This window comes from Streptomyces sp. NPDC031445 (genome assembly GCF_055581365.1).
The window spans coordinates 1,018,571-1,036,921 of the sequence record NZ_JBVIJO010000001.1 but is presented as its reverse complement, the minus strand read 5'-3'; the positions used below and the strand labels follow the sequence as shown (position 1 = coordinate 1,036,921).

Genomic DNA, 18,351 nt, shown 5'->3' with positions numbered 1-18,351 from the left:
GCTCGGGCCCCCTCTCGGTCCGTGCCTTGCCTCAACTCACTTGGTCTGCGGGGCTCGTCCGCTCGGCGAGCTTCATGGCCTCCTCGATGAGCGTCTCCACGATCTTGGACTCGGGGACGGTCTTGACGACCTCGCCCTTGACGAAGATCTGGCCCTTTCCGTTGCCCGAGGCAACTCCGAGGTCGGCCTCGCGGGCCTCGCCCGGACCGTTGACCACACACCCCATCACCGCGACCCGGAGCGGCACTTCCATGCCGTCCAGCCCGGCGGTGACCTCCTCGGCCAGCTTGTACACGTCCACCTGGGCCCGGCCGCAGGACGGACAGGAGACGATCTCCAGCCGCCGCTGCCGCAGCCCCAGCGCCTGAAGGATCTGGATGCCGACCTTGACCTCCTCGACGGGCGGCGCGCTCAGCGACACCCGGATGGTGTCCCCGATGCCCCGGGACAGCAGCGCCCCGAAGGCCACCGCCGACTTGATCGTGCCCTGGAAGGCGGGACCGGCCTCCGTGACGCCCAGGTGCAGCGGGTAGTCGCACTGTTCGGCGAGCTGCCGGTAGGCCTCGATCATCACGACCGGGTCGTTGTGCTTGACGGAGATCTTGATGTCGCGGAAGCCGTGCTCCTCGAAGAGCGACGCCTCCCACAGCGCCGACTCGACCAGCGCCTCCGGGGTCGCCTTGCCGTGCTTCTCCAGCAGCCTCCGGTCCAGCGAACCGGCGTTGACACCGATCCGGATCGGCGTGCCGTGGTCCTTGGCGGCCCGCGCGATCTCCTTGACCTGGTCGTCGAACTTCTTGATGTTGCCCGGGTTCACGCGCACCGCCGCACAGCCGGCCTCGATGGCGGCGAACACGTACTTCGGCTGGAAGTGGATGTCCGCGATCACCGGGATCTGCGACTTGCGGGCGATGGTCGCGAGGGCGTCCGCGTCGTCCTGCGTGGGGCAGGCGACGCGGACGATCTGGCAGCCGGACGCGGTGAGTTCCGCTATCTGCTGCAGGGTGGCGCCGATGTCCGAGGTACGGGTCGTCGTCATGGACTGCACCGACACCGGGGCCCCGCCCCCGACCGCCACCGGCCCGACGTGGATCTGCCGTGACTGCCGTCGCGGCGCGACCGGACGGGCCGGAACCCCGGGAAGGCCCAAGGGAACGGCGGTCATCGCCTCACTCCCGGTTCCCGGAGACGGTCTCGCGCATCGCCCGCAGGGACTCCTTCAGGGAGCCCATGGTGGCGAGGACGGCGGTCGGCTCGTAGCCGCAGTGCGCCATGCAGTTGTCGCAGCGCGGGTCCTTGCCGCGGCCGTACTTGTCCCAGTCCGTCTTCTCGATGAGTTCGCGGTACGTCGGCACGTACCCGTCGCTCATCAGGTAGCAGGGGCGCTGCCAGCCGAAGAGCGAGTAGTTCGGGATCGCCCACGCGGTGCACGGGAAGTCGACTTTGCCCTCCAGGAAGTCCAGGAAGAGCGGGGAGTGGTTGAGCCGCCACTTCTTGCGGTTGCCGCCCGCGAAGGCCTTCCGGAACAGCTCGCGGGTCTGCTCGACACCGAGGAAGTGGTCCTGGTCGGGGGCCTTCTCGTAGGCGTAGGCGGGCGAGATCATCATCTCGTCGACCTTGAGGTCGTCGTTGAGGAAGTTGAGCACCTCGATGATGGTCTGCGGGGTGTCGGTGTTGAAGAAGGTGGAGTTGGTGGTCACCCGGAAGCCGCGCCGCTTGGCCTCCTTGATGGCCTCCACCGCCTCGTCGAAGACGCCTTCCTTGGCGACGGACTCGTCGTGCCGCTCCCGCAGCCCGTCGATGTGCACGGCGAAGGCGAAGTAGGGCGAGGGCGTGAACTTGTCCATCTTCTTGCGCAGCAGCATCGCGTTGGTGCACAGGAAGACGTACTTCCGCTTCGCCACCAACTGCCGCACGATCTCGTCGATCTGAGGGTGCATCAACGGTTCGCCGCCGGCGATGGACACCATCGGCGCACCGGACTCCAGCACCGCGCCCACGGCCTGGGCCACCGGCATGCGCTGCTTGAGCACACCGGCCGGGTGCTGGATCTTGCCGCAGCCCTCGCACTTCAGATTGCAGGCGAACAGCGGTTCCAGCTCCACGATGAGCGGGAACTTGTCCCGCTTGCGGAGCTTCTGTTCAGCCAGGTATGTCGCGACCTTGATGGACTGACGCAACGGCATGGCCATCTGGCTCACCTCCGGGGGAGCAGCAAAGAACGGTGCCATTCAAAAAATGAGGGAAGGACGGAACGAAGAACGCGGAAGGCCGATATTCCACCGCGCACCGTGCCGATCCGGACGAGTTCGTGTTCCGGGGCGTCCACGACCACCCGGACGGCCGCGACGGGGCGCTCGCCCGTGCGGACGGCCGTGCGGAGCGTGGCCGCCGACTCCATGTCGACCGCGATCGCGCCGGTGGCCAGCAGATCGTACCGCTCGGGCCCCCGTACGACGTGGTCGGAGCCGGTGAACGGGCCGGTGTGGACCGTGCGTCCGGGCAGCAGGCGCACGAGTTCCTTGACCAGCAGGTCGGTACCCACGCACGGGACGTTCCCGTGCGCGTCCCGGGTCTCCTCGGCGACGACCAGGTCGCCGGGGTGCATGCCGGGCGCGAGCCCGGCACAGAAACCGGTGGCCAGCACGGCGGTGCCGGCCGCCGCCGGGCCGGCGAGGTGCCGGCCGACGGAGCGTTCCGCCGCCTTCGGGCCCATGCCCGTGCGGACGACGGTGTACGGCCCGTCCGCCCCGCTCCTGTCACCGGTGCGCAGGGCGAGGTGCTCGATGCCGAGCGCGCAGGCGATCAGCAGCGGGGCCGGGGCGGGCTGGTCGGTCAAGTCAGCTCCCCGTCGCCCGTGACGCGGCCGCCTTGGCCCTGGTGAGCAGCTTCCGCTCGAAGGGGTCGCCGTGCAGGTAGCGGCCGAGCGCGGTGAGCGGGAACACCTGGCGGTACAGGTGGTAGTTGATGGAGAAGTCCCAGGGGAAGCCGGTGCCGGTGAAGTACGGCTCGTCCCAGGTGCCGTCCTCGCGCTGGGTCTCGGCCAGCCACTGGATGCCGCGCTCGACGGCCTTGGAGTCCTTCTCCCCCGCCGCGAGCAGCGCCATCAGCGCCCACGCGGTCTGCGAGGCGGTGGACGTGCCCCGGCCGCTCCACTCCCTGACGTACTTGTAGGAGCGCAGGTCCTCGCCCCAGCCGCCGTCGTCGTTCTGGACGCTCTCCAGCCAGACCACGGCCCGCCGGATCGCCGGGTGCGAGCCGGGCAGTCCGGCCGCGGTCAGCGCGGGCACCACCGAGCCCGTGCCGTAGATGTAGTTGACGCCCCAGCGGCCGAACCAAGCGCCGCTGGGCTCCTGTTCGGCGAGCAGCCAGTCGATGCCGCGCCGGGTGCGCGGGTCGTGGGCGAGGCCCTCGGCGGCGAGCATCTCCACGACGTGCGCGGTGACGTCCGCGGACGGCGGGTCGATGACCTCGCCGAAGTCGCAGAACGGCAGCCGGTTGGGGAACGGGCTGGTGTTGTCGACGTCGAAGGCGCCCCAGGCGCCGTTCTTCGACTGCATGCCGAGGTTCCAGCGCACGGCCCGCCCGATCGCCTTGTCGACGCGCTCGGGGTCGTGGTGCCGGACCCGGCGCAGCGCGAGGGCGACCTCGGCGGTGTCGTCGATGTCCGGGTAGTTGTCGTTGTGGAACTCGAACGCCCAGCCGCCCGGCGGCAGTCCGGGACGCTTCACGGCCCAGTCGCCGGGCCGGACGATCTCCTCGCCGAGCATCCAGTCGGCCGCCTTGACCAGTTGCGGGTGGTCGACGGGCAGACCGGCGTCCACGAGGGCGATCGTGGCGAGGCAGGTGTCCCAGACCGGGGACTGGCAGGCCTCGATCATGCGGGCGCCGTCCTCGCGCCAGACCGCGAAACGGTCCAGCGAGGCGAGGCCCTCACGCATCACGGGGTGCTGGAGGTCGTAGCCGAGCAGGTGCAGGGCGATGACCGAGTACACGGCCGGGGGCTGGATGCCGCCCCAGCAGCCGTCGTTCTCCTGCCGCTCGATGATCCAGCGGGCCGCCGCGTTCATCGCGGCCTTGCGCAGCCTGCGCGGGGCGACCTTGCGGAACTGGTGCAGCGCCTTGTCGATGCGCTGGAAGGCGCCGTCCCAGCTGGCCAGCGGGGCCAGGGGGCGGGGCGGGTTGGGCCGGGCCGGGTCGGTGTGCAGTTCGTCCAGCGCGAAGGGTGCGGGGCGCACCGGGCGCTTGGCCGAGACGATGGTGAGCGGGACGATCGTCTGCCGGGCCCAGCATCCGAAGTCGTAGATGTTGAGCGGCATCCAGGTGGGGAACCAGATCAGCTCCGGGGGGAGTTCGGGCAGGTCCTCCCACTTCCACCAGCCGAACAGGGCGAGCCAGATCCGGGTGAACACGCGGGCGGCGGCGATGCCGCCGCGCTCGCGGACCCAGGCGGACGCCTTCGCCATGTGCGGGGCGTCGGGCGCGTCGCCGGCCAGGCGCAGGGCGACGTACGCCTCGATCGTGGTCGACAGTTCGCCGGGGCCGCCGTAGAAGGTGGCCCAGGTGCCGTCCTCACGCTGCTCACCGCGGATGAACTTCGCGGCGGCCCGCGTGGTCTCCTCGTCCTGGATGCCCAGGAACTGCCGCAGGAGCAGGTCCTCGGCGTCCATGGTGACGTTGGTCTCCAGGTCGCCCTTCCACCAGCCCTCCGAGTCCTGCCGGGAGAGCAGGAAGTCGGTGGCGCGCCGTGCGGCGCGCGCGGCGGCTTCCTGTACCCCGGCCGCCTCGGGGGTGGTGAGGGTGGTGTCGCTGGCCGCGGCAGCCCGGGGCGGCAAGGTCGCCCCGGTACTTCCGTCGGTCGTCGCTGTCATGGCTTCCCCTTCGTGCAGTCGTGCGAGTCGTGCTGCTGTGGGTCCGCCGTCGGCCGGTCTCCTGCGAGATGGGCGGAGACCGGCCGGCGACTACGCGAGGCTCGTCAGCCCAATGGTGATCATCTCTTCCGTACGACGACGAAGTCCGCGAGCGCCGTGAAGGAGTCCCGTACCCGGTCGGGCATGTCGACGGCGTCGAGGGCTTCGATGGCGATGGTGTGCTGACGGCGTGCCTCCGCCGCCGTCCACTCGCGGCCCCCCGCCTCCTCGATGAGGGCGGCGCGGGCCGCGAACTCCTCCTCGGAGAAGTTCTCGAAGTCGCTGCTCTTGGCGTCGGCGGCGAGGATGTCGCCGAGCTGCTCGGAGGCGGGGCCGCCGGCCGCGAGCGCGGCCACGACGGGCAGGGACTTCTTGCGCTGGCGCAGGTCGCTCCAGGTCTGCTTGCCGGTGGCCTCCGGGTCGCCCCAGATGCCGAGCAGGTCGTCCACGGCCTGGAAGGCGAGGCCGAGGTGGTAGCCGTACCGTTCCAGCGCGTCGGCGGTGACGTCGTCCGCGCCGCCGAGGACCGCGCCGATGGAGCAGGCGCAGGCGAGCAGGGCGCCGGTCTTGTTGCCCTCCATCTCCAGGCACTCCTCGACGCTGACCCGGTCGCGGTGCTCGTAGGAGATGTCCTGGGCCTGACCGTCGATCAGGGCGCGGGTGGCCGTGGTCAGCCGGCGGGCGGCGCGGCCGGCCTCGACCGTGCCGAGTTCCAGCAGGACCTCGCCCGCGAGGGCGAACAGGGCGTCACCGACCAGGATGGCCTGGGCGGGGCCGTGCACCTTCCAGACGGTGTCCCGGTGCCGGCGCTGCTCGTCGCCGTCCATGAGGTCGTCGTGCAGCAGGGAGAAGTTGTGCACGAGTTCGACGGCGACCGCGCCCGGGACGCCCGCCTCGGGTGCGGCGCCGGTGACCTCGGCGGAGAGCACGGCGAGCGCGGGGCGGACGGCCTTTCCGCCGTCGCCGTCGGCGGGGTTGCCGGCGGCGTCGATCCAGCCGAAGTGGTAGGCGGCGACGGTGTCCATGGGAGGCGCCAGGCGGTCGACGGCCGCGCGCAGCACCGGTGTGGCCAGGGTCCGGCCGCGCTCCAGCAGCGCGGTGACGTCCACCGCGGCCCGTGGAGCGGGCGTCGAGGCCGGGGGCACAGTGGGCACAGTCTCTCCTCTTGTTGCGGTACCGGGGGTGCGGGGGCCGGCCGCCTGCCGGCGGGGCATCAGGCCGCCTCCTCGAACGCGAAGAGGTGGCGCGGGCGGGGCCGGCCCAGGGCGCCGAGCGCCGCGTCGGCCGCGCTCACTCCGCTGCGGACCGCACTCTCCATGGTCGCGGGCCACCCGGTGGCGGTCCACGCTCCGGCCAGGTACAGGCCGGGGGCCTTGGTGCGGGCGCCGGGCCGCAGCCGCCCGACGCCGGGGGTGGGGGCGAACGTCGCCGTGCGCTCCCGGGTCACGAAGAAATCCAGCACCTCGGCCGCGCGGGTGCCCGGGATCAGCCGCTCCAGCTCGGGCAGGTAGCGCTCGCGGAGTTCGGCGACCGGGGTGTCGATGTCGTCCTGCGCGGCCGACTGGGACACCGCCAGGTACTGTCCGGTGCGCAGCCCGGAGGCGTGGGTGCGGTCGAACACCCACTGCACGGGGGTGCCGAGGGCGGCGAAGAAGGGCCGCGCGAGCACCTTGCGGTCGTACACCACGTGGACGTTCAGGATCGGCGCGGTGCCGATCCGGAGCAGCCGCTCGGGCGCGTCGAGGGCGCCGGGCGGCAGCAGGTCGTGGGCCTCGCGCTGGGGTACGGCGAGGACGACCGCGTCGGTCTCGATGTTCTCGCCGGGAACCTGAACGCTCCACGTCCCGTTCTCGTTGTTGGAGACGGAGGTGACGCGTGTACGGACCTCGGTGCGCACGCCCGCGGAGTCGAGCGCCTTGCGGGCCAGCCGGTCGTGCAGTTCGCCCAGCGGGACGTGGGCCCAGCCGATGTCGGCCGCGCCCGGGTCGGACAGCAGACCGGTCTTGAACACCATCGCGGCGAGCCCCAGCGAGGCGTCGCCCGCGACCGCGTTGAGGGTGGCGACCCCGACCAGGTCCCACAGGGCCTCGACGGCGCGCGCCGACTGACCGTGCGCGGCCAGCCAGCTGCCGAAGTCCTGGGTGTCCAAGGCCGGATCGGCGAGGTCGAGTCCCTTCAGCGCGAGCGCGGCCCGCCCGACGGCCGCGCGCTCGGCGAGCGAGAGGTGCGGATAGGCGGCCAGGCTGCGCCCCAGGTGGAGGGGGACGGGCAGCGGGTCGCGCCGCAGCCTGCCGAGCCGCCGCCCCGCGGGCTTGGCGACGTCGACGACGGGCACGTCCAGACGGTCCTGCAGCGGCGCCAGCGCCGCGCCCTCGATCCGTTCGAGGAACCAGCGGTAGGCGGTGCAGCAGCGCAGGTACACGTGCTGGCCGTTGTCGACGGTCAGTTCGCCGCGCTGGAAGGAGAAGGCGAGGCCGCCCAGCCGGGGCCGGCCTTCGAGCAGGGTGACCCGGACGCCCGCGTCGGCGAGGGCGAGCGCCGCGGTGATCCCGGCGAGGCCGCCGCCGACCACGACCGCGCTGCGGCCCGCCGTGCCGGGCGGCGCCGGTGCGGGGGGTGCGCCGTCACTCATCGTGCGTCCTTCCGTGCGTGCGCGAGCGCTCCGCGGCCAGGGCCCGCAGGGGCCGTCAGCCGTTCGCGGGCCGGTCGTGGCTGGTCGTGGCCACGCGGCGGCAGCCGCGTGACGGACACAGCCCCGCGCGTCTTCGGGGCGCGCGCCCGATGGCTGAACGGTGCACGCCCGGCCGTCGCAGTCAGGGACGCCACGCCGACGAGGAGGGTTGCCTGTCGCATGCCGTCCGGTTCGGCCGGCTCTGGTGCGGTGCGCTGCATCAGGCGCGCCTCCGGACGGAGCGCCGGGAGACATGGCGGGTCACGTGCCGGGTGTCGAGCCCGGACAGGCCGCGCACGGCGACGTAGGCCTTCTCGTGTCCGGGCAGCGAGACCCGGCCGCGCAGGACGGCCTCCGGGTCGCGCTCGATGCGGTCGAGCAGCCGGCGGTAGATGCCGGCCATCGCGGCCACGCAGGCGCCGCTGCGGCGGTCGAGCATGGGCAGCAGCCGGTAGCCCTCGGCGAACAGGGCGCGGGCGCGCCGCACTTCGAAGTGCACGAGGCCCGCGAAGTCGGAGCCCTCCGGCGGGGTCGGCCCGTTGAACCCGGCCGAGCAGCCGAACTTGGCGAGGTCGTCGGCGGGCAGGTAGGTACGGCCGCCGGCCGCGTCCTCGCGGACGTCGCGCAGGATGTTGGTGAGCTGGAGGGCCAGGCCCAGCGTGTCGGCGTACTCCGCCGCGCGCTCGGCGCCGCGCGCGCCCTGTTCGGTGCCGAACACGCCGAGCGAGAGACGGCCGATGGCACCGGCGACACACCGGCAGTAGACCTTGAGGTCGTCCCAGGTCTCGTAGGTCTCCCCGCGCACGTCCATCTGGACGCCGTCGATCAGCTCGTCCAGGCCGCCGAGCGGGATCGGGAAGGCGCGGGCGGCGTGGCTGAGGGCGACGGCCACCGGGTCGGTGTCGTCCTCCTCGACCTCGCCCTCGCGGATCCGGGTGAGCAGCGCCCGGGTGTCCTCCAGCCGCGCCAGCTTGACCTCGCCGGCCAGCTCGCCGTCGCCGATGTCGTCCACGCGCCGGGAGAACGCGTACAACGCCGACATGGCGCGGCGCTTGGCCGTCGGCAGCAGCCGGATGCCGTAGGCGAAGTTACGGGCCTGCTGCCCGGTGACGGCCTCGCAGTAGCTGTAGGCGGCGAGTACCGGTGCGGACACGTGCGGCGGAGAATCCACGGTCCGGATCACCCCTCTCCTCGCAGGATCACGCCCGCCTCACGCAGCAACTGGACCTTGCCGGGTCGGGGCGGGCCGGGAAGTACGTCGTATTCGGCGGCGGCGATCGCCCTGATCGCCGCCCTTCCTCCCGCCACGAACCCTGCGAGCAGCAGCTTGAGCCTGCCGTGGACGCTACCCACCAGGGGGGAGCCTTCATTCAGCAGATCGCGGGCGCGTTGTGCTTCGTATGCAACCAGGGCGCGCACCGATGCGCCCGTGATTTTCGCGGCGAGGTCCGCTTCCCGGACGTGAAAACGCTTCATGTCCTCGGCGGGCAGGTAGATCCGGTCGCGGCCGAGGTCCTCGGCGACGTCCTGGAGGTGTTCGACGATCTGGAGCGCCGTGCAGATCGCGTCGGACAGGCGGATCCGCTCGGGGGTGGAGGTGCCGGTGACGGCGAGGACGAGGCGACCGACCGGGTTGGCGGAGAGTTCGCAGTAGGCGAGGAGGTCGTCGTAGGTCTCGTACCGGGTGACGAGCTGGTCCTGGCGGTTGGCGGCGATCAGCCCGAGGAACGGCTCGGGGGTGAGGCCGTGGCGGCGGACCGTGGGCTGCAGGCGGCGCAGCAGCGGGTGGCGCGGGGTGCCGTCGAAGACGCGGCGCAGGTCGGCCTCGAAGGCGTCGAGGAGGACCAGGCGGTCGGCGGCCCCGGCGGGCGACACGCCGAGCAGCCGGGCGTCGGCGCCGCCGGGGGCGAGATCGCCGTCGCCGATGTCGTCCACCAGACGGGCGAAGCCGTAGACGGCCATGAGGTCGGCGCGCCAGGCCCGGGGCAGGAAGAAGGGGGCCACCGGGAAGTTCTCGCTCGCGGCCTTGTCCAGGGTGGCGCGTTCCAGGTCGGGCGCCTCGGCGGTGGCCGTCATCGGGCGCTGCCCGGGGCGCGGACGGCACATGCTCCGCCGAGCAGGGGAGTTTCCGTAGCCATTGCCGTCACATCTCCCGTTCTACACTGCCGATCCGATACACACTATTTCGGACACGCCGCCCCGCTCCGCACAGGCGTGTCCGCCGCAGGAGGGCGCGCATTATCGCCCCACTTGCCGCTTTCCGACGCCGGTACAGCTTACGTTGTACAACGCGGCGCGGCGCGGCAGGGTGTCCTGCACATCACAACAACACACCGATTGCCTTCAAGATTCCTAACAGCAGACGGAGTTGACGTTTCCTTTGCAGACGGAAGGGCCCCGTCCGGAGGGATTCCGGCGGGGCCCTGGCCGAAACGGGTCACTTGCCCGTGAACTTCTCGTACTCCTTGAGGACCTCTTCGGTCGGCCCGTCCATGCGCAGCTCACCGCGCTCCAGCCACAGCACCCGGTTGCAGGTGTCACGGATGGACTTGTTGTTGTGGCTGACCAGGAAGACCGTGCCGGCCTCCTTGCGCAGTTCCCGGATGCGCTCCTCGGAGCGCTTCTGGAACTTGCGGTCGCCGGTGGCCAGGGCCTCGTCGATCATGAGGACGTCGTGGTCCTTGGCGGCGGCGATGGAGAAGCGCAGGCGCGCCGCCATGCCGGAGGAGTAGGTGCGCATCGGCAGGGTGATGAAGTCGCCCTTCTCGTTGATGCCCGAGAAGTCGACGATGTCCTGGTAGCGCTCCTTGATCTGCTCCCGGGACATGCCCATGGCGAGCCCGCCCAGGATGACGTTCCGCTCGCCGGTGAGGTCGTTCATCAGGGCCGCGTTCACGCCCAGCAGGGACGGCTGGCCGTCGGTGTAGACCTTGCCCTTCTCCGCGGGCAGCAGGCCGGCGATGGCCCGCAGCAGCGTCGACTTGCCGGAGCCGTTGGAGCCGATCAGGCCGATAGCCTCGCCGCGGTAGGCGACGAAGGACACCCCGCGCACCGCGTGCACCTTGCGCACCCCGCGCGCCGCGTCGTCGGAGCGGCGCCTGAGGATCCGGCTCAGGGCCGCCGTGGCACTGCCCTTGCCGGTCTTGGCGCCGTTGACCCGGTAGACGATGTGCAGGTCGTCCGCGATGACCGTCGGGCGACGGTCCTCGGTGTTCTGCTCAGCCACGGCCGTACCGCTCCTCCGCTTTCCAGAAGTACACGAAGCCGCCCACGGCGAAGAGCACGGCCCAGCCGCCGGCCACCGCCCACACGTGGTCGGGCAGGTTCTCGGAACCGTAGCCGTCGATCAGGGCGAAACGCATCAGGTCCATGTAGACGGCGGCCGGGTTCCACTGCAGCGCCGTCGCGATCCACTGCGGCTTGTCCTCCAGCATGATCGGGATGGAGAACATCACGCCCGAGGCGTACATCCACGTCCGCATCACGAACGGCATGAGCTGGGCCAGGTCCGGGGTCTTGGCGCCCGCACGGGCCATGATGAGCGCGAGGCCGGTGTTGAAGAGGAACTGCAGGGCGAGCACCGGAACGATCAGCAGCCAGGACATGTCCGGATAACTGCCGAACCCGATCGCCACGAGGAACAGCACGATCATCGAGAACAGCAGCTGCTGGAGCTGCTGGAGCGAGAAGGAGACGGGCAGCGAGGCGCGCGGGAAGTGCAGGGCCCGCACCAGGCCGAGGTTGCCGGAGATCGCGCGGACGCCCGACATCACCGAACTCTGCGTGAAGGTGAACACGAACACGCCGGTGACCAGGAACGGGATGTACACGTCCCGGGACATGCCGCGGCTGGCGTGCAGGATCAGCCCGAAGATGAAGAAGTACACGGCCGCGTTCAGCAGCGGCGTGGCCACCTGCCAGAGCTGGCCGAGCTTGGCCTGGCTGTACTGCGCGGTCAGCTTCGCCTGGGAGAAGGCGAGGATGAAGTGGCGGCGCCCCCAGAGCTGACGGACGTACTCCACGAGCGAGGGCCGGGCGCCGCTCACGGCGAGCCCGTACTTGGCGGCGAGCTGGGCCGACGTCAGCCCCTCGTCGGGCGGCGCGGCCGCGGTCACGGCGACCGTGCCGTCGTGCGTGGTCTCACTCACAGGTGGAAACTTTCGTCTTCGGATTCGCGTGCGGGTTCGTCGTCCCGTGCGCCCGTCCGCGGGCGCCCGGGCCCTTGGGGGACGAGCTTGTCAGATGACCGGCGGACGGCCCAGCCGGGTGAGCCGCCACACCGTACGCCAGCGCATCGGCCGGCGGGGACCGCAGGGCGTGGTCCAGCCTTCCCGGAAGCCGCCGAACCATGCCTTCAGGGCCGGCCGCGAGGGGCGGCGGAGCAGCGTGAGCAGCAGCCAGACGCCGAGGTAGACCGGGACCAGCAGGGCCGGGAGGTTGCGGCGGGCGAGCCAGACGCGGTTGCGGGCGACCATGCGGTGGTAGACCGCGTGCCGCGACGGGGCGGTCGTGGGGTGGTACAGCACCATGTCGGACCGGTAGTCGATCATCCAGCCCGCGTCGAGGGCCCGCCATGCCAGGTCGGTCTCCTCGTGCGCGTAGAAGAACGCGTCCGGCAGCCCGCCGACCTCCGCGAGGACGCGGGTGCGCACGGCGTTGGCGCCGCCGAGGAACGTGGTGACCCGGGAGGAGCGCATCGGGTCGGAGGCGCGCAGCCGGGGCACGTGCCGGCGCTGCGTCTCGCCGGTGTCGGGGTCGGCGATGCGGAAGCTGATGATGCCCAGTTCCGGGTCGGCGGCGAAGGCCGCGCGGCACAGCTCGGCGGTGTCGTGGCGGGCGAGCAGGCCGTCGTCGTCGAGGAAGAGCAATATGTCGACATCGCGACCGCCGGGCCCGAAGGCCTCTATGCCGACGTTGCGCCCGCCGGGGATGCCCAGGTTCTCGGGCAGCTCGACGGTCCGCACGCCCTCGGGCACGTCCGGGACGGGCGAGCCGTTGCCGACGACGACCACCTGGACCGGGTCGCCGTCCTGCTTGGCGACGGAGTCGAGCAGGGCCCGCAGCTCCTCGGGCCGGTTGCCCATGGTGATGATGACGGCACCGACCTTCATGGGCGCGCTCACTTCAGCCTGCTGGAGGCGAGGATGGACACCAGGTGCAGCAGCGTCTGGAGCAGGGCGATGCCGGCGAGGACGGCCGTGCCGAGGCGGGTGAAGAACAGGTCGCCGCGGGCCTGGTCGGCGATCGCGAGGACGACGATGAGCAGCGAGGCCTCGATGCCGAGGATCAGCCGGTGGAACTTCAGCGCCGAGGCGGCCCGGCGGGCCAGCGCCATGCCGGAGGACCGCGGCTCCGCGGCGGCCTCCTGCACCGGGGGCCTGCCGGTCTGGTGCCGGGCCACGCCGACCAGGTCGGTCTCGGCCTTGATCAGGATGGCACCGAGCGCGGCGAGGGTGCCGAGGAAGGCCCACAGCCAGTCGATCCGGCCGGTGCCCCACAGGTCGGCGGCGCGCAGGCCGAGACCGACCAGGACGGCCGCGTCGGTGAGGTAGGCGCCGACGCGGTCGAGGTAGACCCCGCCGAGGGAGTACTGCTTCCTCCAGCGGGCGATCTCGCCGTCGACGCAGTCCAGCAGCAGGTAGAGCTGGGTGGCGACCACGCCGAGCACGGCGCCCGCGATCCCCGGCACCAGCAGGGCCGGGGCCGCGAGCACGCCGCAGACGGTCATCAGGTACGTGAGCTGGTTGGGCGTGACCCTGGTGTTCACCAGGTAGCGGTCGACGCGCAGGGACACCTCGCGCATGTAGAGGCGTCCCGCCCAGTGCTCACCGCTGCGCCGGTCCTTCACCCCCGCGGGGTGGACGACCGGACGGAGTTCAGCTACCGATGGCCTTGACATAGTCGGCGTAGATGTCCTTGATCTGGTTCGTCTTGAGTTGGAGGTGTTCGAGGATCGTGTAGCGGCCCGGCCGGGTCTCGGGGGCGAACTCCACCGCGCGGACGAACTCGTCCACCGTGAAACCGAGCTCCTCCGGCAGCACCGGAAGCCCGTGGCGGCGCAGCACCTCGGCCATGTACGCCGACTCCTCGTGGGCGCCGCGCAGGTACATCGCGAAGGCGGCGCCGAGGCCGCACTGCTCGCCGTGGGCCGCGGCGCGCTTGGGGTAGAGCAGGTCGAAGGCGTGGTTGATCTCGTGGCAGGAGCCCGAGGCCGGCCGGGAGTCACCGGAGATCGACATGGCGACACCGGTGAGGACCAGCGCCTCGGCGAGCACCTGGAGGAACGTGTTGTCCCCGATGCCGCCGGGGTGCCGCAGCACCGCCTCGCCCGCCTGCCGGGCCATGGCGGCGGCCAGGCCGTCGATCTGCTCGCCGTTGACGCGGTTGGCCAGCTCCCAGTCCGCGACCGCGTTGATGTTGGAGATGGCGTCACCGATGCCGGCGCGCACGAAGCGGGCCGGGGCCTCGCGGATGACGTCCAGGTCGATCACGGCCGCGATCGGGTTGGGCACGCCGTAGGAGCCGCGGCCCGCGTCGTTGTCGAGGGTGGCGACCGGTGAGCACAGGCCGTCGTGCGCGAGGTTCGTCGGTACGGCGACCAGGGGCAGGCCGACGCGTGCCGCGGCGAACTTGGCGCAGTCGATGATCTTGCCGCCGCCGAGGCCGACGACCGCGTCGTAGTGGTCGGCCTTCATCTCGCCGGCCAGCCGGACGGCGTCGTCCAGGGTGCCGCCGCCGACCTCGTACCAGGTGGCTCCGGGCAGCGTGGGGGCGACGCGCTCGCGCAGCCGGGCCCCGGAGCCGCCGCTGACGGCGACGGCGAGCCGCCCGGAGTGCGAGATCCGCTGGTCGGCGAGGACACAGGCCAGGTCGTCCAGGGCACCCGGGCGGATGTCGACGACGACCGGCGAGGGGATGAGCCGGGTCAGTACTGGCACGCGATCTCCCGTCCGCGCGCGAGGTCGTCGTGGTTGTCGATCTCGACCCAGCTCACGTCGCCGATCGGCGCCACGTCGACCTTGAAGCCGCGGTCGACCAGCTCCTGGTAGCCGTCCTCGTAGTACAGCTGCGGGTCGCGCTCGAAGGTCGTCCGCAGCGCGTCGGCCAGCTCCTGCGCCGCCTCGCCCTCGATCAGGGTGACGCCGATGTACTCACCGGTCGCCTCCGCCGGGTCCATCAGCTTGGTGATCCTGCGCACACCCTTGGCGGGGTCCACGACGACCTTCATCTCCTCGTCGGCCAGGCTCTTCACCGTGTCCAGGGCGAGGATGATCCGCTTGCCCTCGCCGCGCGCGGCGAGCAGGGTCTTCTCGACGGAGACCGGGTGCACGGTGTCGCCGTTGGCGAGGATCACGCCGTCCTTCAGCGCGTCACGGCCGCACCACAGGGAGTAGGCGTTGTTCCACTCCTCGGCCTTGTCGTTGTCGATGAGCGTCAGCTTCAGGCCGTACTTCCGCTCCAGGGCCGCCTTGCGCTCGTACACGGCCTCCTTGCGGTAGCCGACGATGACCGCGACCTCGGTCAGCCCCACCTCGGCGAAGTTGCCCAGGGTGAGGTCCAGGACCGTCAGCGACTCCTCCGCGCCCTCGGGACCCACCGGCACCAGAGCCTTGGGCAGGGTGTCGGTGTAGGGGCGCAGACGGCGTCCGGCGCCGGCCGCCAGCACGAGGCCGATCATGCGGTTTCTCCTTCGTCGTGTACGGCGGGCGCCCCGGCGGACACCCAGAAGCGGATGCTCTCGACGAGCACCACCAGGGCGACGGCCACGGCGAGGACGGTGAGCGCGACAGTGAACTGCGCACCGGTGAGTACCGCGGCCAGAACGGTGACGAGCAGGGTCCGCCCGTCGTGCCCCCCGATGGAGCGCACCAGCCAGGCCGGGGGCGCTCCGGCGTTGCCGCGGATGCGGTACACCGTGTCGTAGTGATGGTAGGCGACGGCCGCCACCAGGCCGAAAGCCGCCGGAAGGGCCCCGTTCACGTGCGCTTCACCGGCCAGGGCGAGGACGGTTCCGTACTCGGCGGCCCGGAAGAAGGGCGGGACGAGCCAGTCGAGGGCGCCCTTGAGGGGGCGGGCGACGGCGAGGGCCGAGGTGAGGACGTACACGACGGCGCCGGCGACGGGCAGCGGCCCGCCGAAGTCCGTGAGGGCCGAGCAGGCCACGACCACGGCGCCGCCGAGCAGGGCGACGGCGGGCACGGCGAACCCGGGCAGGCCCTTGCCGGCCACGCGCCGCACCACCCCGGCGAGCGGGCCCGGGTCGGCGAGGTCGGCGAGGGCCTGCGCCGCCCGGTCGGTGCGCCGCGCCTTGCGGGTCACCGAGCGCAGCACGCGGCCCGCCGTGGTGTACGCCGCCGCGAAGGCGCAGCCGGCGAGCAGGACGTAGAAGGTGATCCGGGGGGTGGTGACCGCGGTGAGGACCGCGATCATCGCCCAGCGCTCGCCGATCGGCAGCACGATCATCCGGCGCAGCCACACGGTCCAGCCGACGCTGTCGAGCTTGTCGGAGAGGGCGGCGGTGGGGCTGGTGTTGGCGGTGGCGTCGTGGTTGGCCTCGTTGAAGGAGAAGTCGACCACGTGCCGGCAGGTCTGGAGGATCATCGCGCCGAGGGCGAGGGCCCACACGTCGTCGCCGCCCCGGGCCGCCCCGAGGGCGAGGCCGGCGTAGTAGGCGTACTCCTTGGCCCGGTCGAAGGTGGCGTCCAGCCAGGCGCCGAGGGTGGAGTACTTCAGGGCGTAGCGGGCGAGCTGGCCGTCGGTGCAGTCCAGGACGAAGGAGGCGATCAGCAGCGCCCCGGCCGCCACGAAGCCGCCCCGGGTGCCGGTCGCCGCACAGCCGGCCGCTATCAGGGCGGTGAGCAGCGAGGCCGTGGTGACCTGGTTGGGGGTCAGGCCGCGACGGGCGCACCAGCGGGCGAGGTAGCGCGAGTAGGGGCTGATGAAGAACGTGGTGAAGAAGCCGTCCCGGGACTTCACGGCCGACTTCAGGCGGACGGCCTCGTCGTCGACGGCGGAGACGGCCTGCCGGGCCTCGTTGCGGGCCTGCGGGTCGGCGGGCACGGCGGCGACCAGGCTGCCCAGCTCGGGCCGGTGCACCGCGCCGCCGTCGGCGTCCAGCGTGCCGGCGACGCGGTCGGCGAGGCTGTCCAGGGCGAGCGCGGGGGCGCCGCCGCCGGCCGCGTGCGCGGTGGCCGTACCGACGGGCGCGGCGCTCTCGCGGGCCACGGCCCGGGCGAGCGCCTGCCGGGCGGCCGGCTGGGCGGTGACGGCACCGGGCACGGCGGCAAGCGGGAAGCGCGGGTCGGTCAGGCCGAGGCGCAGCGCGTGGAGGTGGCCGACGAAACGGGCGTCGACCAGGGCCACCCGCCGGTCGGCCGGCACGGCCGCGAGCAGGGACTCCGTCTCGGCGGCGCCGGCGGCCACGCGCACGTCGAAGCCGAGGGACCGCAGATCGCTCTCCAGTGACGATCCGGGGACCGGCTGACCGGTGACGATGGCGGTCGGCAACCGAACTCACTCCCTGGGTGCCGGCGCGCTGGCGCCGGTCTCTCGCATCGTGGGGCGCCCTGCCTGCGGCACCCGGGCGGCATGTCGGCAGAGGGTATCGGATGGTCCGGAGCCGGTGTTCACCGGCCGTTCACGGTCCGGCCCACGGGGGGCTGCCCCGGCCTTCGCCGCGATCATCATCGGGGATGCGGGGGCCGGCCCACAAACCCGTGGGGCAGACCCGGGCAACCGGGACACGGGGATGTTCGGCATAGGGTGGACGACCATGACGTGGCTGATCACCGGCGGAGCCGGATACATCGGAGCGCATGTGGCCCGGGCCCTGGCGGGCGCCGGGGAGAGCGTCGTGGCGCTGGACGACCTGTCGGCCGCCGTGCCCGCGCGGCTCCCGGCCGAGGTGCCGCTGGTCCAGGGATCGACGCTGGACGGGGCGCTGCTGAAGCGAATCTTCGCGGAGCACGGCGTGACGGGTGTCGTCCATCTCGCGGCGCGCAAGCAGGTCGCGGAGTCGGTGGCCCAGCCGACCCGCTACTACCGGGAGAACGTGGGAGGGCTGGCCACGCTCCTGGACGCGGTGGCCGAGGCGGGCATCGGCCGGCTGCTGTTCTCGTCGTCGGCGGCGGTGTACGGCAACCCGGACGTGGACCTGATCACCGAGGACACCCCGTGCGTCCCGGTGAACCCGTACGGCGAGACCAAGCTGGCCGGTGAGTGGCTGGTGCGGGCGGCGGGGCGGGCGCACGGGATCTCCACCGTGTGCCTGCGCTATTTCAACGTGGCCGGCGCCGCGGCGCCGGAGCTGGCGGACACGGGCGTCTTCAACATCGTGCCGATGGTCTTCGACCGGCTCACCCGGGGCGAGGCCCCGCGCATCTTCGGCGACGACTACCCGACGCCGGACGGCACCTGTGTCAGGGACTACATCCACGTCGCCGACCTGGCGGACGCGCACCTGGCGGCGGCCCGCAGGCTGGCCGCCGGGGACCTCACCGGTGATCTGACGCTGAACATCGGCCGGGGCGAGGGGGTCTCGGTGCGCGAGCTGATCACGGTCATCGGGGAGGTCAGCGGGGACCGCCGGGCGCCCGTGGTGGAGGAGCGCCGCCCCGGTGACGCCCCGCGCGCGGTGGCCTCGGCGGAGCGGGCCGCCGAGGCGCTGGGCTGGCGGGCCCGGCGCGGGGTGCGGGAGACGATCGAGTCGGCGTGGGCGGGCTGGCGGCTGCACCACGGCGGCTGACGCGGCCCCCGGCGCCCTGACCTGCG

General features: G+C 72.2%; 17 protein-coding genes. 1 reads left to right on the top strand and 16 read right to left on the bottom strand.

The features are described from left to right. Positions 1-31 precede the first annotated feature (31 nt). The 16 genes from ispG to ACZ5DC_RS04240 form a co-directional block, all read right to left on the bottom strand. Positions 32-1,165, bottom strand: coding sequence for a flavodoxin-dependent (E)-4-hydroxy-3-methylbut-2-enyl-diphosphate synthase (ispG, locus tag ACZ5DC_RS04315; RefSeq protein ID WP_468649217.1), 1,134 nt, complete (start codon positions 1,163-1,165; stop codon positions 32-34). A 4-nt stretch (positions 1,166-1,169) separates the two neighbouring features. Beyond that, positions 1,170-2,192, bottom strand: coding sequence for an adenosyl-hopene transferase HpnH (gene hpnH, locus ACZ5DC_RS04310; protein ID WP_014676208.1), 1,023 nt, complete (start codon positions 2,190-2,192; stop codon positions 1,170-1,172). Between the two features lie 5 nt (positions 2,193-2,197). Then, positions 2,198-2,839 (bottom strand): phosphorylase family protein, encoded by a 642-nt coding sequence (locus tag ACZ5DC_RS04305; RefSeq protein ID WP_468649215.1) that lies wholly within the window; start codon positions 2,837-2,839, stop codon positions 2,198-2,200. 1 nt (position 2,840) lies between these two features. Further along, a complete protein-coding gene (gene shc / locus ACZ5DC_RS04300; RefSeq protein WP_468649213.1) occupies positions 2,841-4,871 on the bottom strand; it encodes a squalene--hopene cyclase in 2,031 nt (676 codons plus the stop codon). 119 nt (positions 4,872-4,990) lie between these two features. Further along, the gene (locus ACZ5DC_RS04295; protein WP_468649211.1) at positions 4,991-6,124 is read right to left on the bottom strand and encodes a polyprenyl synthetase family protein; all 1,134 of its coding nucleotides are present in this window, start codon (positions 6,122-6,124) and stop codon (positions 4,991-4,993) included. After that, positions 6,124-7,542 carry a hydroxysqualene dehydroxylase HpnE gene (gene hpnE, locus ACZ5DC_RS04290; protein ID WP_468649209.1) on the bottom strand — a complete coding sequence of 473 codons (1,419 nt, stop codon included), beginning with the start codon at positions 7,540-7,542 and terminating at the stop codon, positions 6,124-6,126. Before hpnE ends, ACZ5DC_RS04295 begins: the two co-directional genes overlap by 1 nt. Further along, the gene (locus ACZ5DC_RS04285) at positions 7,539-7,763 is read right to left on the bottom strand and encodes a DUF6380 family protein (protein WP_468649928.1); all 225 of its coding nucleotides are present in this window, start codon (positions 7,761-7,763) and stop codon (positions 7,539-7,541) included. The genes hpnE and ACZ5DC_RS04285 overlap by 4 nt, the downstream gene beginning before the upstream one ends. Before the next feature lie 38 nt (positions 7,764-7,801). After that, complete coding sequence (gene hpnD / locus ACZ5DC_RS04280) at positions 7,802-8,764, bottom strand: presqualene diphosphate synthase HpnD (RefSeq protein ID WP_468649207.1); 963 nt, start codon at positions 8,762-8,764, stop codon at positions 7,802-7,804. After that, positions 8,761-9,657, bottom strand: coding sequence for a squalene synthase HpnC (gene hpnC / locus ACZ5DC_RS04275; protein ID WP_468649205.1), 897 nt, complete (start codon positions 9,655-9,657; stop codon positions 8,761-8,763). Before hpnC ends, hpnD begins: the two co-directional genes overlap by 4 nt. A 361-nt stretch (positions 9,658-10,018) precedes the next feature. Next, positions 10,019-10,807, bottom strand: a complete 789-nt coding sequence (locus tag ACZ5DC_RS04270) for an ABC transporter ATP-binding protein (protein ID WP_468649203.1) — start codon at positions 10,805-10,807, stop codon at positions 10,019-10,021. Beyond that, the gene (locus ACZ5DC_RS04265; protein ID WP_468649201.1) at positions 10,800-11,729 is read right to left on the bottom strand and encodes an ABC transporter permease; all 930 of its coding nucleotides are present in this window, start codon (positions 11,727-11,729) and stop codon (positions 10,800-10,802) included. Before ACZ5DC_RS04265 ends, ACZ5DC_RS04270 begins: the two co-directional genes overlap by 8 nt. Positions 11,730-11,819: 90 nt before the next feature. Then, on the bottom strand, positions 11,820-12,692 hold the full coding sequence (locus tag ACZ5DC_RS04260; RefSeq protein WP_468649199.1) for a glycosyltransferase family 2 protein: 873 nt from the start codon (positions 12,690-12,692) through the stop codon (positions 11,820-11,822). Between the two features lie 8 nt (positions 12,693-12,700). Next, positions 12,701-13,480 carry a CDP-alcohol phosphatidyltransferase family protein gene (locus ACZ5DC_RS04255; RefSeq protein ID WP_468649197.1) on the bottom strand — a complete coding sequence of 260 codons (780 nt, stop codon included), beginning with the start codon at positions 13,478-13,480 and terminating at the stop codon, positions 12,701-12,703. Next, positions 13,458-14,519 carry an iron-containing alcohol dehydrogenase family protein gene (locus ACZ5DC_RS04250; protein WP_468649195.1) on the bottom strand — a complete coding sequence of 354 codons (1,062 nt, stop codon included), beginning with the start codon at positions 14,517-14,519 and terminating at the stop codon, positions 13,458-13,460. Before ACZ5DC_RS04250 ends, ACZ5DC_RS04255 begins: the two co-directional genes overlap by 23 nt. Next, on the bottom strand, positions 14,507-15,259 hold the full coding sequence (locus ACZ5DC_RS04245) for a phosphocholine cytidylyltransferase family protein (RefSeq protein ID WP_468649193.1): 753 nt from the start codon (positions 15,257-15,259) through the stop codon (positions 14,507-14,509). The genes ACZ5DC_RS04250 and ACZ5DC_RS04245 overlap by 13 nt, the downstream gene beginning before the upstream one ends. Next, positions 15,256-17,088, bottom strand: a complete 1,833-nt coding sequence (locus ACZ5DC_RS04240) for a DUF5941 domain-containing protein (protein WP_468649191.1) — start codon at positions 17,086-17,088, stop codon at positions 15,256-15,258. Before ACZ5DC_RS04240 ends, ACZ5DC_RS04245 begins: the two co-directional genes overlap by 4 nt. Before the next feature lie 265 nt (positions 17,089-17,353). On the opposite strand from ACZ5DC_RS04240, the gene galE reads away from it, so the two are divergent. Continuing rightward, complete coding sequence (galE, locus tag ACZ5DC_RS04235) at positions 17,354-18,325, top strand: UDP-glucose 4-epimerase GalE (RefSeq protein WP_468649189.1); 972 nt, start codon at positions 17,354-17,356, stop codon at positions 18,323-18,325. The last annotated feature ends 26 nt before the right edge of the window (positions 18,326-18,351 follow it).